This is a genomic window from Nonomuraea sp. NPDC050790, assembly GCF_044456745.1.
Lineage (GTDB): Bacteria > Actinomycetota > Actinomycetes > Streptosporangiales > Streptosporangiaceae > Nonomuraea.
The window spans coordinates 287194-300929 of sequence record NZ_JBITGF010000008.1 but is presented as its reverse complement, the minus strand read 5'-3'; the positions used below and the strand labels follow the sequence as shown (position 1 = coordinate 300929).

The 13736-nt window shown below is 71.7% G+C and carries 14 protein-coding genes; 9 read left to right on the top strand and 5 right to left on the bottom strand.

Going from position 1 to position 13736, the window contains the following annotated elements:
• Nucleotides 1-306 precede the first annotated feature (306 nt).
• The 3 genes from ACIBEJ_RS37620 to ACIBEJ_RS37610 are packed head-to-tail and all read right to left on the bottom strand — an operon-like array spanning nucleotide 307 to nucleotide 3849.
• Entirely contained in the window at nucleotides 307-1473 is a 1167-nt protein-coding gene (locus ACIBEJ_RS37620; RefSeq protein WP_397187705.1) for a mandelate racemase/muconate lactonizing enzyme family protein, read from the bottom strand.
• Nucleotides 1448-2737, bottom strand: coding sequence for a cation:dicarboxylate symporter family transporter (locus ACIBEJ_RS37615; protein WP_397187704.1), 1290 nt, complete (start codon nucleotides 2735-2737; stop codon nucleotides 1448-1450). Before ACIBEJ_RS37615 ends, ACIBEJ_RS37620 begins: the two co-directional genes overlap by 26 nt.
• 2 nt (nucleotides 2738-2739) lie before the next feature.
• A complete protein-coding gene (locus ACIBEJ_RS37610; protein ID WP_397187703.1) occupies nucleotides 2740-3849 on the bottom strand; it encodes a mandelate racemase/muconate lactonizing enzyme family protein in 1110 nt (369 codons plus the stop codon).
• Between the two features lie 102 nt (nucleotides 3850-3951).
• Between ACIBEJ_RS37610 and ACIBEJ_RS37605 the strand changes: the two genes are divergently transcribed.
• The 6 genes from ACIBEJ_RS37605 (at nucleotide 3952) to ACIBEJ_RS37580 (ending at nucleotide 9262) form a co-directional block, all read left to right on the top strand.
• On the top strand, nucleotides 3952-4629 hold the full coding sequence (locus ACIBEJ_RS37605; RefSeq protein ID WP_397187702.1) for an FCD domain-containing protein: 678 nt from the start codon (nucleotides 3952-3954) through the stop codon (nucleotides 4627-4629).
• 101 nt (nucleotides 4630-4730) lie between these two features.
• Complete coding sequence (gene pafA, locus ACIBEJ_RS37600; RefSeq protein ID WP_397187701.1) at nucleotides 4731-6089, top strand: Pup--protein ligase; 1359 nt, start codon at nucleotides 4731-4733, stop codon at nucleotides 6087-6089.
• A gap of 76 nt (nucleotides 6090-6165) precedes the next feature.
• Complete coding sequence (locus ACIBEJ_RS37595; RefSeq protein ID WP_397187700.1) at nucleotides 6166-7092, top strand: FKBP-type peptidyl-prolyl cis-trans isomerase; 927 nt, start codon at nucleotides 6166-6168, stop codon at nucleotides 7090-7092.
• Nucleotides 7093-7170: 78 nt separating this feature from the next.
• The gene (locus ACIBEJ_RS37590) at nucleotides 7171-8064 is read left to right on the top strand and encodes an FKBP-type peptidyl-prolyl cis-trans isomerase (protein WP_397187699.1); all 894 of its coding nucleotides are present in this window, start codon (nucleotides 7171-7173) and stop codon (nucleotides 8062-8064) included.
• Between the two features lie 25 nt (nucleotides 8065-8089).
• Nucleotides 8090-8740, top strand: coding sequence for a helix-turn-helix transcriptional regulator (locus ACIBEJ_RS37585; RefSeq protein ID WP_397187698.1), 651 nt, complete (start codon nucleotides 8090-8092; stop codon nucleotides 8738-8740).
• Between the two features lie 33 nt (nucleotides 8741-8773).
• Nucleotides 8774-9262: a DUF3291 domain-containing protein gene (locus ACIBEJ_RS37580; RefSeq protein WP_397187697.1), complete on the top strand. Its 489-nt coding sequence runs from the start codon at nucleotides 8774-8776 to the stop codon at nucleotides 9260-9262.
• Here the strand turns inward: ACIBEJ_RS37580 and ACIBEJ_RS37575 are convergent.
• Both ACIBEJ_RS37575 and ACIBEJ_RS37570 read right to left on the bottom strand, forming a co-directional pair.
• Nucleotides 9199-10383 (bottom strand): monooxygenase, encoded by a 1185-nt coding sequence (locus tag ACIBEJ_RS37575; RefSeq protein ID WP_397187696.1) that lies wholly within the window; start codon nucleotides 10381-10383, stop codon nucleotides 9199-9201. The two genes, ACIBEJ_RS37580 and ACIBEJ_RS37575, sit on opposite strands and share 64 nt — an antisense overlap.
• A gap of 80 nt (nucleotides 10384-10463) precedes the next feature.
• Entirely contained in the window at nucleotides 10464-11531 is a 1068-nt protein-coding gene (locus ACIBEJ_RS37570) for a DUF3866 family protein (RefSeq protein ID WP_397187695.1), read from the bottom strand.
• A 40-nt stretch (nucleotides 11532-11571) separates the two neighbouring features.
• On the opposite strand from ACIBEJ_RS37570, the gene ACIBEJ_RS37565 reads away from it, so the two are divergent.
• The 3 genes from ACIBEJ_RS37565 to ACIBEJ_RS37555 are packed head-to-tail and all read left to right on the top strand — an operon-like array spanning nucleotide 11572 to nucleotide 13698.
• The gene (locus tag ACIBEJ_RS37565) at nucleotides 11572-12519 is read left to right on the top strand and encodes a helix-turn-helix transcriptional regulator (RefSeq protein WP_397187694.1); all 948 of its coding nucleotides are present in this window, start codon (nucleotides 11572-11574) and stop codon (nucleotides 12517-12519) included.
• Between the two features lie 28 nt (nucleotides 12520-12547).
• Nucleotides 12548-13513: a helix-turn-helix transcriptional regulator gene (locus ACIBEJ_RS37560; RefSeq protein ID WP_397187693.1), complete on the top strand. Its 966-nt coding sequence runs from the start codon at nucleotides 12548-12550 to the stop codon at nucleotides 13511-13513.
• Nucleotides 13510-13698: a hypothetical protein gene (locus ACIBEJ_RS37555; protein ID WP_397187692.1), complete on the top strand. Its 189-nt coding sequence runs from the start codon at nucleotides 13510-13512 to the stop codon at nucleotides 13696-13698. The genes ACIBEJ_RS37560 and ACIBEJ_RS37555 overlap by 4 nt, the downstream gene beginning before the upstream one ends.
• Nucleotides 13699-13736 lie beyond the last annotated feature (38 nt).

Here is a 13736-nt window from a genome sequence, read left to right as displayed (position 1 = left end):
CATCCGTTACGGCCCAGCCACGCCCACCCCCACCCTCCGCACGTGGCTGGGCCCCGTCCAGGGGCACGGTCGTCCAGCGTGCGGGGCGGGCCGCCGCAACGCCCGCCCCGCCGGCCGCTTCCCTGCGCCCGCGTCGGCCGCTTCCCTGCGCCCGCGTCGGCCGCTTCCCTGTGCCCCGGCCAGCAGGCTCCCCGCATCCCGCTGGCCAGCTCGCTACGCGCCCGCGTCGGCCGGTTCCCCTCGGCCCCTGGCCAGCAGATTCCCGCATCCCGCTGGCCGGGTTTCCCACGCCCTCGGTCGGTCTGTTCAGGTGTGGAGGGAGTGGAAGACCTGGAGGAGTTTGGCCTTGTTCTCGAAGCCGATGCCGGGCAGGTCGGGCAGGCGCAGGCGGCCGTTCTCGATGACGGTGTCGTCGGCGAAGCCGCCCGTGGGCTCGAACTCCCCGGGATAGGACTCGTTGCCGCCCAGCTTGAGCGCGGCGGCGATGTGCAGGGCGAACTGGTGTCCCCCGTGCGGGACGCACCGCCGGGGCGACCAGCCGTACTGCCTGAGCATGGCGTGGATGCGCAGGTACTCGGCCAGGCCGTAGCTGAGGACCGGGTCGATCTGGATGAGGTCGCGGTCGGGGCGCATGCCCGCGTACCGCAGGAGGTTGCGGGCGTCCTGGAGGGAGAAGAGGTTCTCGCCGGTGGCCAGCGGCCCCGGGTACTGCTCGGCCAGCGTGGCGTGCAGGGCGTGGTCGAGCGGGTCGCCCGGCTCCTCGTACCAGGCCAGGCCGTAGGGCTCCAGGGCGGCGCCGTAGGCCAGGGCGGTGGCGAGGTCGAAGCGGCCGTTGGCGTCCACGGCCAGGTGGGCGCCGTCCACGACGTCGAGGACGGCCTCGACGCGGCGCAGGTCCTCGGCCAGGGAGGCGCCGCCGATCTTCATCTTGACGGTGGTGTAGCCGAGGCCGAGGAAGCGCCGCATCTCCTCCTGGAGGTCCTTGAGCGTCTTGCCGGGGGCGTAGTAGCCGCCGGCGGCGTAGACGAAGACCGACTCGTCCGGCTCGCCCAGGGCGTGGCGGCGCGCCAGCCACCGGTGGAGGGGCTCGTCCTCGATCTTGGCGGCCAGGTCGTGCAGGGCCATGTCGAGGACGCCGACCGCGACCGAGCGCTCGCCGTGGCCGCCCGGCTTCTCGCCGCCGGTCATGATCGGCAGCGCCTTGACCGGGTCGAGCGTGCGGCCGTCGTCGGTCAGCAGGCTCTCGGGGTCGGCTTCGAGCAGGCGGGGCGCGACCCGGCGGCGGATGATCTCGCCGGCGCTGTAGCGGCCGTTGGAGCTGAAGCCGTAGCCGACCAGCGGGCGGCCCTCGCGCACGACGTCGCTGACGATCGCCACCACGGAGCAGTCCATGCGGCTGAAGTCGATGTAGGCGTTGGCGATGGACGAGCTGATCGGGATCGTCGCCTCATGAATCGCGGTGATCCGCGGCATGGACCTTCTCCTTGCGTGGGTTGCCGATGGTCTGCTCGAAACGTTCGCGGTCGAGGCCGCCCTCCTCCCACCGGGCCACGACGACCGCGGCCACGGCGTTGCCGAGCACGTTCGTGACGGCCCTGATCAGGGACAGGAAGCGGTCGACCGACAGCACCAGGGCCAGGCCGGCGATGGGCACCAGCCGTACCGCCGCCACGGTGTTGGCCAGCGTCACGAACGCCGACCCGGTGACCCCGGCGGTCCCCTTGGACAGCACCAGGAAGACCAGGAACAGCAGGAACTGGTCGCCGAGGCTGAGCGGCACGCCGTACACCTGGCCGATGAAGACGACGCAGATGGGGATGACGACGGCGACGCCGTCGAGGTTGAAGGAGTAGCCGGTCGGGACGACCAGCCCGACCACCGAGCGCTTGCAGCCGAACTCCTCCAGGCGGGCCATGAGCTGCGGCATGACCGACTCCGAGGAGGAGGTCCCGAGCACGATGTACAGCTCGCGGCGCAGCGCGCGGACCAGGCGCAGGAAGGAGAACCCGGCCATGCGGCAGACCGGGACCAGCACGACCAGCATGAAGACGGCCAGCGCCAGGACGGAGACGCCGACGAGCTTCATGAGCGCGGTCAGGGTCTCGGGGCCGTACTTGCCGACGGTGTACGCGACGGCGCCGAAGGTGCCGATCGGCGCCAGGTACATGATGAAGCGGATCATGCTGAAGAACACCTCGGCCAGGCGCGTGCAGCCGCGGGCGATGGGCTCGCCCACCTCCGCCGGCAGGGCGAGCAGCGCCAGGGCGAACAGCACGGCGAAGATCAGCACCTGGAGGACCTCGCCGGTGGCGAAGGAGCCGACGGCGTTGTCGGGCACCATGTGGGTCAGCCAGTCGGTGAAGGTGCGCTCGGTGCCGCCCTTGACGTAGTCGGTCAGCTCCTCCGAGGCGCCGGCCGGCGGCGCGACCCCGGCGCCGGGCTGCAGGAGGTTGACCGCGGCCAGGCCGATGAGCATGCCGAGCGTGGTGACGATCTCGAAGTAGACGATCGCCTTGAGCGCGATCCTGCCGACCGACTTCAGGTTGCCGGCCGAGACGATGCCGCTGACCACGACCAGGAACACCACAGGCGCGATCACCAGCTTGATGAGCGCGATGAAGACATCGGCCAGCGGCTTGAGCTGGGCTCCGGTCTCCGGCCACAGCAGCCCGAAGACGGCGGCGGCGATGGCCGCGACGAGCACCTGCATGCTGGTGTTGCGCGCCAATGCCCGCATGACTACCGCACCAGGGTGTCGCGGAGCGCCTCGCGGTCGACGTCGAGGCCGAGCCCCGGCCGGCCGGAGAGCGTGATCTTCCCGGCCTCGGGGACGGGCGAGCCGGGGAAGAGCTGCTGTCCCACCTGGCCCATGCCGAGGTGCCATTCGAGGATCCAGCCGTTCATCAGCCCGGCGAGGGTGTGCATGCTGAACAGCGGCCAGCCGCCGCCGTGCGCGATCGGCAGGTTGTAGATCTGGGCCAGGTGGGCGGCCTTGCGGGCCTCGGTGAAGCCGCCGCAGTAGCAGGGGTTGGGCTGCAGGATGTCCACGGCGCGGCGTTCGACCAGCTCGCGCAGACGCCAGCGGTGGCCTTCCATCTGCCCGGCGGCCAGCGGGATCGAGGTGTGCTCGCGCAGGTCGGCCAGGGCGCGGGCGTCGTTCTGGTGCAGCGGCTCCTCGAACCAGGTCAGGTGGCAGTCCTCCACGGCGCGGGCCAGGTACTTGGCCTCGGTCGGGGTGAACAGGTAGTTGGCGTCGATCATGAGATCCACGTCGCCCCCGACCGCCTCGCGCACGGCGCGGATCCGGCGGACGTCCTCGCGCCAGCCGCCCTCGTCCACGCCGACGACCATCTTCAGCGCGGTGAACCCGGCCGCCACCTGGAGGCGGGCGGCCTCGGCGAGCTGGTCGCGGTCGTACTGCGGGAAGCCGAACGTCACGTAGACCGGCAAGGAGGTACGGGCTCCGCCGAGAAGGGCCGACACCGGGCGGCCCTCGTGCTTGCCGGCGATGTCCCACAGGGCGATGTCCAGCAGCGACAGGGCGCTGGAGACGACGCCGGTCATCGTGCGCGGGTTGAGCTTCTGCCAGACGCGCTGGTGGACGGCCTCCACGTCGCGCGGGTCGAGGTCGGTGACGATCGGCAGGAAGTGGTGCTCCAGGGCGGCGACGACGGACCTGGCCAGGAAGTGCCCGGTGATGGCCACGCCGGTCAGGCCCTCGTCGGTCTCGACCTCGCAGAAGACGAACTCCTTCTGCTCGGCCCTGCCGTACCCGACGACCCGGCCCTCCAGCAGCGGCACCTCGATGGAGGTGGTGTGCACGCCGGCCCGGATGTCCTTGATCTTCATGCTGCTCCCTCGGTCGGGGGGTGGTTGGAAGGAGCTTCTCTCCCAGAATCGTCAACTGTCAACGATTTGCAATTTGCGGCATGCTCGGGTAAGGAAGATCCGGTGGGCGACTACACCGACGCGCTCCGGCGCAGGGTGGCCGAGCGGCAGGCCACCTCACTTCCTCAGCTGATCGTCGAAGAGCTCGAGAACATGATCATCAACGGCACGCTCAAGGGCGGTGACCGGATCAACGAGTCGGCGCTGGCCATGCGGCTGGGCGTCAGCAGGGGGCCGGTCCGCGAGGCCTGCCGCCAGCTCGAACGCAGCAGGCTGGCCGAGTTCCGCGCCAACCGCGGCATGTTCGTCAGGGAGATCTCGGTCGAGCAGGCGGCCCAGCTCTACGACATCAGGGCGAGCCTGTTCGGCCTGGCCGGGCGGCTGGCAGCCGAACGGGCGTCACGCGACGACGTGGCCGGGCTGCTGGAGGCGGTCGAGCGGCTCCGGGGCTGCGCGGACATGGATCACTACTATCCGCTCAACGTGGACCTGCACCGGCGCCTGGTGGCATTGTCTGGCAATCCCCGCTTGGTCGAGCTTTATGACGATATTTCGAAAGAACTCCACCTGTTCCGGCGGCACGGCCTTGAGCCGGACGCGGCCCGGCAGACCTCCAACGCCCAGCACCGGGAGATCGTCGAACGCATCGCCGCCGGTGACGCGGCCACGGCCGGCCGCCTGATGGAGGAGCACATCCTGGCCGGGAAGGGGCGCATGCTGGGCCTGACCGAATCCCAGTGATAGCAACAAAAAGTGATATGTCGGCACATGCGGCGCGGGCGGCGCAAAAACGCCAGCCAAGATCCCTCCCGCTTGCCGATCCGTGGGCATAGTGTGAGGTGATGGATCGTCGCATCTTCGGACTCGAGAACGAGTACGGCGTGACCTGCACGTTCAGGGGCCAGCGCAGGCTGTCCCCCGACGAGGTCGCGCGCTACCTCTTCCGCCGAGTCGTGTCCTGGGGCCGATCGAGCAACGTCTTCCTCCGCAACGGCGCCCGCCTCTACCTCGACGTGGGCAGCCACCCCGAATACGCCACCCCCGAGTGTGACAACGTCGTCGAACTCGTGACGCACGACAAGGCGGGCGAGCGCATCCTCGAAGGGCTTCTCGTCGACGCCGAGAAACGCCTGCGCGAGGAGGGCATCGCCGGCGACATCTACCTCTTCAAGAACAACACCGACTCCGCCGGAAACTCCTACGGCTGCCACGAGAACTACCTGGTCGGCCGGCACGGCGAGTTCGGCCGCCTGGCCGACGTGCTCATCCCGTTCCTGGTCACCCGGCAGATCATCTGCGGCGCCGGCAAGGTGCTGCAGACGCCGCGGGGCGCCGTCTACTGCGTCTCCCAGCGCGCCGAGCACATCTGGGAGGGCGTCTCCAGCGCCACCACCCGGTCGCGGCCGATCATCAATACCCGGGACGAGCCCCACGCCGACGCCGAGCGCTTCCGCCGCCTGCACGTCATCGTGGGCGACTCCAACATGAGCGAGTCCACGATGCTGCTCAAGGTCGGCGCCACCGACCTGGTGCTGCGCATGATCGAGGCGGGCACGGTGATGCGCGACCTGTCGCTGGAGAACCCGATCAGGGCCATCCGCGAGGTCTCCCACGACATGACCGGCCGCCGCCGCGTACGGCTGGCCAACGGGCGCGAGGCCTCCAGCCTGGAGATCCAGCAGGAGTACCTGTCGAAGGCCAAGGACTTCGTCGACCGCCGCGGCGGCGACCCGATCTCCCGCCGGGTGCTGGAGCTGTGGGAGCGCACCCTGCGCGCGGTGGAGACCGGCAACCTCGACCTGGTCTCGCGCGAGATCGACTGGGTGACCAAGTACCAGCTGATCGAGCGCTACCGCAAGAAGTACGACCTGCCGCTGTCCTCGCCGCGCGTGGCGCAGCTCGACCTGGCCTACCACGACGTGCACCGCAAGCGCGGCCTGTTCTACCTGCTGCAGAAGCGCGGCGCGGTGGAGCGGGTGGCCTCCGACCTGAAGATCTTCGAGGCCAAGTCGGTGCCGCCGCAGACGACCAGGGCGCGGCTGCGGGGCGAGTTCATCCGCAAGGCACAGGAGAAGCGCCGCGACTTCACCGTCGACTGGGTGCACCTGAAGCTCAACGACCAGGCGCAGCGGACGGTGCTGTGCAAGGATCCGTTCCGCAGTGTGGACGAGAGGGTGGACAAGCTTATCGCCGGAATGTAGTGGGTCGTTTACCCCGGGCCTACATCGGACTCGGATAGGGTGACGCGAACCTAGACGTCTGTCCCGAGGGAAGTCCATGCGCCGCCGCCTGGCCGTACTGGCCGCCGTGCCTTTGATCTTCACCGCCGCCGCGTGCGGAACCGCCGAGCCCACGAGCTCTCCATCGGCCGCCGCGGCGTCGGGGGTGAAGGTCGCCGGCAACCTCAACGCCAAGCCGACGGTGACCTTCCCCTCGGGCACCCCCGCGGCCAAGTCCTCCTTCGAGGTGATCAACGCGGGCACCGGTCCCGCGATCAAGAGCGGCGACAAGCTGATCGTCAACCTGACCGTCTACGACTGGGACGGCAAGTCCAACGCCTTCCAGGGCTCGTCCTACGACTCCAAGCAGCCGGAGACCATCGCGATCGACCAGCAGCTTCCCAAGGTCCTCCAGGACGGCTTCGTCAAGGTCAAGCACGGTGGCAGGCTGCTGGCGGTCATGGCCGCCGACGCCGCCCCGCAGCAGCAACAGCAGCAGGCCCAGCCGACGAAGGTGTTCGTCCTCGACGTGGTCGGCGGCGCGCCCGTGCCGCTCAAGTCCGCGACCGGCGAAGAGACCAAGGAGTCCATCAAGGGCGTCAAGGTCGTCAACCCGGGCGGCGAGAAGGCGCCCACGCTGACCACCAAGACCGGCGACAAGCCGTCCAAGGAACTGGTCGTCAAGACCGTGATCAAGGGCACCGGCAAGCCCGTCGCGGCCAACCAGACCCTCGACGTGCACTACACCGGCAAGATCTGGGGCACCGACAAGCAGTTCGACTCCAGTTGGGAGCGGGGCCAGCCGGCCAACTTCCCGCTGAGCGGCGTCATCCAGGGCTGGCAGAAGGGCCTGGTCGGCGTGCCGGTCGGCAGCCGCGTCGTGATGAGCATCCCGCCGGACCTGGGCTACGGCGCCCAGGAGCAGAACGGCATCCCCGCCAACAGCACGCTGGTGTTCGTCGTGGACGTCCTGGCCGCTTACTGACACCTGGTCTGACAACGCGGTAGCATCTCGTGGCCCGGGCACCGCCCGGGCCACTGGCGTTGGTGCGGAAGGACGTCGATGCGGCCGATCCTGCTCCTGGTCCCGGCGCTCGTCCTGACCGCGTGCACCGCCCCCGCCGAACGGGACCCCGGCCTGAAGGTCGGCGGCGCGTTCGGCGCCGAGCCGTCGGTCGCCTTCCCCTCGGGCCGGCCCCCGGACGGCCTGCGGATCGACCAGCTCAGCGCGGGCAAGGGCGCCAAGCTGGGCGTCGGCGACGTGGCGATCGTGCACTACACCGCGCACGTGTGGGACGGCGCGGAGAACCGCAGGGTCGACTCCAGCTTCGCCCGCGGCGCCCCCGCCGCCTTTCCCGTCGGGCGGCTCGTCCCCGGGCTGGACAAGGCACTGGCCGGGCGTGCCGTGGGCAGCCGGGTGATCGCCGCGATCCCGCCCGCCGAGGGCTTCGGCGCCAACCCGCCGCAGGGCGTCGGCCCCGCCGACCGGCTCCTCTACGTGATGGACGTCCTGGGCGCGCACGCCGAGGGCGAGTCGGTCAAGGGCCGCGCGGGCGCGTACGCGGGGGTCAGGGTCGGCGGCGGAAGGCGGCCGGAGCTGTCGCTGCCGGCCGCCCCGCCGCCCGCGCGCTACTCCGCGAAGGTCCTGGTCAGAGGTGACGGGCCGAGGGTCGAGCGCGGGCAGCTCGTGGTCACGCAGTACGCGGGCGCGGTGTGGGGGCGGCGGCGCGTGTTCGACTCCACCTGGGACAGCGGCCGGCCGCGCGCGTTCACGATCGGCGACGGCGGCGTCATCCAGGCGTGGGAGCGCGCGCTGATGGGTGTGCCGGTCGGCAGCCGCGTGCTGGTCCTGGCCCCGCCCCACAGCGCGTACGGCAGGGCGGGCCTGCCCGCCTTGGGCATCCGCCCCTCCGACACCCTGGTCTTCGTCGTGGACGTGCTGGCCGCCTACCGGTGAGCGCGGGGGACCTAGACTCGCGGGCGTGAACGAAGACCTCGACGCGCTGTCCCACCTGCAGGACCCGGTACGGCGGGCCCTGTACGACCACGTCGCGGCCACGGGCGGCGAGGTCGGCAGGGGAGAGGCGGCGCAGGCCGCCGGAGTCTCCCGCACGCTGGCCGCCCACCACCTCGACAAGCTGGTCGAGGCCGGCCTGCTGGAGTCGGGCTTTCGCGCGCCCGAGAAGAAGGGGCCGGGCAGCGGGCGCCCCGCCAAGGTGTACCGGCGGGCCAAGGCCGAGCGGTCGGTGAGCCTGCCGCCGCGCGACTACGGCGCGCTGGCCGGGCTGCTGGCCGGGGTGGTCGGCACGCTGGGCGTCGAGGACCGGGCCGAGGCGGCGGCGCGCACGGCGGGCGAGCGCCTGGGCAGGGGCCGCGGGGGCGAGCCGCTGGCCGGGGTGCTGCGCGAGCGGGGCTACGAGCCCTATGCGGAGGGCGGCGTCCTGCGCATGCGCAACTGCCCCTTCCACACGCTGTCGGAGGAGCAGCCGGTGCTGGTGTGCGCGATGAACCTGGCGCTGTGCCAGGGGCTGCTGGCGGGCATGGGCGGCGATCCGGGCCGGGCCACGCTCGACCCCCGGCCGGGGGAGTGCTGCGTCGCCGTCGCCGAACCTTCTAAAACAAATGAAGATTGACATAGAAGTGCGGGGCATGGTGAGGTGAGGTCCATGCACCTGGCCCAGATGAACGTCGCCCGCCTCCTCGCTCCCGCCGACGACCCCCGCATCGCCGACTTCATTGACGGACTCGAACCCATCAACGCCCTCGCCGACGCCGCGCCCGGCTTCGTCTGGCGCATGCAGGCCAACGAGGACGACCCCAGGGAACTGCTGAGCTACGACCACGACGACTACCTGGCCACCACGCTGTCGGTGTGGGAGTCGCGCGAGGCGCTGTGGAACTTCGTCTACCGCTCCGCCCACCTGGACTACCTGCGGCGGCGCCGGGAGTGGTTCGAGCACCTCGTGGAGCCGTACGCGGTGATGTGGTGGGTGCCCGAAGGGGTGCTGCCGACGGCCGCGGAGGGCTTCGAGCGGCTGCGGCGCCTCAGGACCGAGGGACCCGGCCCCGAGGCGTTCACCTTCAAGGACTTCTACGAGGCGACCCCGATGCCCAGGCACATCTCGTCCTGGGTGCCCTCGCCCCAGACCACGTAGCGCGGCGGGAGCTTCTGCAGCAGCGGCAGCCTGGCCCGCAGCGAGGCGTCGTGCGTGCACGTCACCCGGATCGTGTCGCCCTTCTTGACCGCCACCGGCTCGGGCAGGGGCTGCAGCGCCTGGTTGTCGAAGTTGTACTCCGGCACGTCCAGGAGCGTGCGGGCGCCGGCCTCGCCGGGGTTGAGCTCCACCTTGATCGAGCGGCCCAGCAGGTGCATGTGCCCGGCCAGGGCGTGCAGGGTGAAGGCCGAGGGCGAGGTCAGGTCGCAGTGCTGCGTGGCGCCCGGCCTGAGCCTGCCCTTCGCGCACTGCTGCAGCAGCGCCCCCACCTCCGCGGCCGAGTCGCGGCCGAAGCGCTCGCCCACGTCCTTGATCGCCGCCTCGCGGTCACACAACGGGCCCTTCTCCCGCTTCGTGCACGGCAGCTCGATCGGCGCCGGGAACAACGTCGTCACCAGCGGCGTGCGCTCGCCCGAGGCCACGCGCAGCCGTACGCTCGACTGGTCGCTGCCGGCCGGCTGCCCGTCCAGCGCCAGCGTGCTGTAGTGCACCTGCATGATGAGCGCGCCGCCCTTGGCCATCGGATAGCCGAGCTTCGGATCCAGCAGCACCTCGTCGGTGCCGGGCGCCCAGTGGCCGATCCACGCGGCCTCGCGCACGCCCGCGTCGCCGAAGCAGGTCCAGCCCTCACCCTCGTCCTCGGCGTCGGCCCGCTTCGCCCCCGCGATCGCCTCCGGCGCCACCGAGAACAGGATCGCGTGGTGGACCACGTCGGTGTTCTGGGCGGCGAACTGGGTGCCGGTCAGGAACGTGTCGCCCTCGGTCAGGCCGGGGTCGACCAGGAAGCAGCGGTAGACGTCGGTGCCGCCCGCGGCCGGTCGCGGCGAGTACGGCTTGGGCATGGTCGCGGTCACGAAACGCTCGCCCGCACGCAGCGGGGCGGCCGGCGCCGGGGTGGCCGAGCCGTGGAGCCCGTGCCCTCCCCGCGTGTCCGTCGCCGACGGCGGCGGCGACGGCGTGGCGGTGGTGCCTGATCCCCGGGCCGGTCCACTCCCACAGGCCGCCAGCAGCATGGCCGCCGCGGCCAGCACGACGCCCGCCCCGATGCGTGTGCGTGTCATGCCTCTACGCTCTCGCGCCGGGGGCGTGGCGTCATCACACTCAGGTCGGAACCGCCTACGCCTCAGGTCTGAACCCGCGCCTACCCCAGAAGGGTGGCGACATGCCGCCCGGCCGCCGCGGAGGTGAGGAAATAGGCCAGATCCTCCTCCAGCCCGCGCCCCATCGTCGACAGCTTCACCGGCGCCGCGGCCAGCGCCTCGCGCAGGCCCTCCACCTGCACCGCCACCAGCTCGTGCCGTACGGCCAGCATCTCGGCCTGGTCCCTGACCCGCTCCCCGAACGCCCCCGGCAGCTCGGGCACCGGCACCTGAGCCGGAGCCAGCGCCACCCGCCCGTAGGCCGTCAGCGAGTGATGGGAGACCCCGACGTGGCGCTCGCGCTTGTCGCCCTCGCTGACCCGCAGCGCCGCCACCGGCCGCCCGCGCAGGACCGCCGCCGCGTTGACCGCCTCGCCCGCCGACACGCCCGAGAAGCCCCACCGCGTGCCGGTGCCGAGGTTGCCGGGCCCCTGCGTCACGATCGCCACCTCCGCCTCCAGCACGTGCCTGGCCGCCAGCAGCCCGGTGTGCGTGGTGACCGCCTCGACGTCGCCGCCGAAGGCCTGGCCCACCGTGACGACCCCGGCCAGCCAGCCGATCTCGCGCAGCTTGGCGCAGGACATGGAGAACCAGGCGGGCAGGGCGCCGCCGTCCAGCATCACGTACGCCACCCGCACGCCGGGGCGCGCGGCGTACAGGCCGCACAGGATCGGCGCCAGCGCCGAGTGCAGGTCGGCCACCACGACCGGCATGCCGTCCAGCGAGTCGGCCTCGCGCAGAAGCTCGTGGTAGGGGGAGTCCTGCTCGTCCGCGCCCAGCACCGTGGCCTGCAGCGGCGTGTAGCGCGCCTTCACCAGGTGACCGGGACCCGCGGGATCTTCCGGCAATCTGTTCGGGACGGCCACCACCATGGCGTAACCTCCCGTACCGAGACCCATCGCGAGTGCCGTCGTGTTGAGCAGCACCTCGTCGCCGGGTTCCGGGCGGCCCACCAGGGGAGGGTAGGCCAGCGCCCGGCACTCACCCTCGGGAACGGCGACGTCGAGCTCCACCGCCCCAGGCCACTCGCGCCGGATCCGCGTCACCTCGCCCATGCGCCATCTGATCACCAGGGCAGGGTAGCGTCGAACACAGGAGGAGTGAGGGCAGATGTCGCGCCGTAAGACCGAGCGGTTGCTCAATCTTGTGATCTGCCTGCTCGCCACGCGCCGGCCGCTGTCGGCCGAGCAGATCCGCCAGGCCGTGCCCGGCTACGACCGCGACGGCGACGAGGCGTTCCAGCGCATGTTCGAGCGCGACAAGAACGAGCTGCGCGAGATCGGCATCCCCATCGACGTCGTGCGCGACCCGTGGGAGGACGAGCCCGGCTACCGCATCGAGCGCCAGTCCTACGAGCTGCCCGAGATCACCCTGGAGGCCGACGAGGCCGCGGTGCTCGGCCTGGCCGCGCAGGTGTGGCAGCGCGCCAGCCTCGCCGAGGCGGCCTCGGGGGCGCTTTTGAAGCTGCGCGCGGGCGGCGTGGCCACCGACGCGGCCGGCGGCGGGGCGCTGGAGCTGCGCGTCGACACCCGCGACCCGGCCTTCCCCGCGCTCTGGGACGCCGTGCGCGACCGGCGCGTGGTCCGCTTCGACTACCGCAGCGCCGGCAGCGAGAACGTGCGCACCCGCACCGTCGAGCCGTGGGGCGTGGTCAGCCGCCGGGGCCGCTGGTACCTGGCCGGCTTCGACCGCGACCGCGACGCGCCGCGCGCCTTCCGCCTCAGCCGCATCATCGGTCAGGTCGCCGCCGTCGGCCGGCCGGGCGCGGTCGAGGTGCCGCCCGGCGTCGACGTGCGCGAGATGATCGGCTTTCCCGAGGAGCCGGTGGAGGAGCGCGTGGCCACCCTTCGCGTACGGCGGGGCGCGGGCGAGGGCCTGCGCCAGCTCGCCACGGACACCCGCGCAGGCGAGGACGGATGGGACGAGGTGGAGCTGGGCTTCTCCGACCCGGACCGGCTGGCGGGCTGGATCGCCAGCCTGGGCTCCGACGTGGAGCTCGTGGACCCGCCCGACGCGCGCGAGGCGGTCATCAGGCGGCTGAAGGGGGCGCTGGCATGAGCAGGGCCGTGGTGAAGGGGGCGAGGGCGTGAGCGGAAGCGCGGATCGGCTGCCGAGGTTGCTGGCGCTCGTGCCGTACCTGATGTCGCACCCGGGTGCGCAGGTCGGCGAGGTGGCCGAGGTGTTCGGGCTCAGCGAGAAGCAGCTCATCGACGACCTGCAGCTCGTGTGGATGTGCGGCCTGCCCGGCCACACCCCCGGCGACCTCATCGACGTCTCGTGGGACGGCGGCGAGATCGTCATCGACAACGCCGACACCATCGCCAGGCCGCTGCGGCTGGGCATCGACGAGGCCAGCGCGCTGCTGGTGGCGCTGCGGATGCTGAGCGCGATGCCGGAGTTCGCCGAGGTGCCCGGCGACGCGCTGCCGCGCGTGGTGGCCAAGCTGGAGCGGGCCGCGGGCGAGGGCGCCGCCGCCGTCAGCAGCCAGGTGGCCGTGGACGTCGACGCGGCCCCCGACGCGCTGCCCCGGGTGCGCGACGCGCTGACCAGGAAGCGTCGCCTGTCGCTGCGCTACTACGTGCCGGGCCGCGACGAGGTGACCCCGCGCGAGGTCGACCCGACCCGGATCATGATCGTGGACGGCCGCACCTACATGGAGGGCTGGTGCTACCGCGCCGAGGCGATGCGGCTGTTCAGGCTCGACCGCGTCGTGGGCGTCGAGGTGCTGGACGTGCCCGCCGACCCGCCCGCCGACGCCGAGCCGATCGACGTCACCCAGGGCGTCTTCCGTCCCTCGCCGACCGACGAGCTGGTCGAGCTCGAGGTGAGCGCGGCCGGGCGGTGGGTGGCCGAGTACTACCCGGTCGAGGGGGTGACCGAGCTGGGCGAGGGCAGGCTGCGCATCGCGCTGCGCGCCCGTGACGAGGACTGGGTGCTGAAGCTGGCGCTGCGGCTGGGCGACACCGGCCGCGTGGTGGCGCCGGAGTCGATGGCCGAGCGGGTGCGCGAGGAGGCCGAGCGTGCCCTGGCCCTGTACGCTCACCGGTCATGACGTGGATCTTCGTGGCGATCGGGCTCGGGGTCGCGGGCATCGCCGTACTGGTGGCCGCGGGGGTGCGGGTCCTGTCCGCGGCACGTGGGCTGAGCAGGGAACTCGCGCAGGCCGAGGCCCGGATTTCGCCCGCCGAGGAGCGCCTGCGGGGTCAAATCGGGATGAACAAGGCCGTGGAGGGATGAGTCTGGGCCGCGAGCAGCGTACGATCGTGGCTGAGAAA

Bases quoted from the DNA above. Each gene is read 5' to 3' on its own strand.
- ACIBEJ_RS37620 (WP_397187705.1), bottom strand. From the start codon at position 1,473: ATGCCGCGGATCACCGCGATTCATGAGGCGACGATCCCGATCAGCTCG.
- ACIBEJ_RS37615 (WP_397187704.1), bottom strand. From the start codon at position 2,737: ATGCGGGCATTGGCGCGCAACACCAGCATGCAGGTGCTCGTCGCGGCC.
- ACIBEJ_RS37610 (WP_397187703.1), bottom strand. From the start codon at position 3,849: ATGAAGATCAAGGACATCCGGGCCGGCGTGCACACCACCTCCATCGAG.
- pafA (WP_397187701.1), top strand. From the start codon at position 4,731: ATGGATCGTCGCATCTTCGGACTCGAGAACGAGTACGGCGTGACCTGC.
- ACIBEJ_RS37595 (WP_397187700.1), top strand. From the start codon at position 6,166: ATGCGCCGCCGCCTGGCCGTACTGGCCGCCGTGCCTTTGATCTTCACC.
- ACIBEJ_RS37590 (WP_397187699.1), top strand. From the start codon at position 7,171: ATGCGGCCGATCCTGCTCCTGGTCCCGGCGCTCGTCCTGACCGCGTGC.
- ACIBEJ_RS37580 (WP_397187697.1), top strand. From the start codon at position 8,774: ATGCACCTGGCCCAGATGAACGTCGCCCGCCTCCTCGCTCCCGCCGAC.
- ACIBEJ_RS37575 (WP_397187696.1), bottom strand. From the start codon at position 10,383: ATGACACGCACACGCATCGGGGCGGGCGTCGTGCTGGCCGCGGCGGCC.
- ACIBEJ_RS37565 (WP_397187694.1), top strand. From the start codon at position 11,572: ATGTCGCGCCGTAAGACCGAGCGGTTGCTCAATCTTGTGATCTGCCTG.
- ACIBEJ_RS37555 (WP_397187692.1), top strand. From the start codon at position 13,510: ATGACGTGGATCTTCGTGGCGATCGGGCTCGGGGTCGCGGGCATCGCC.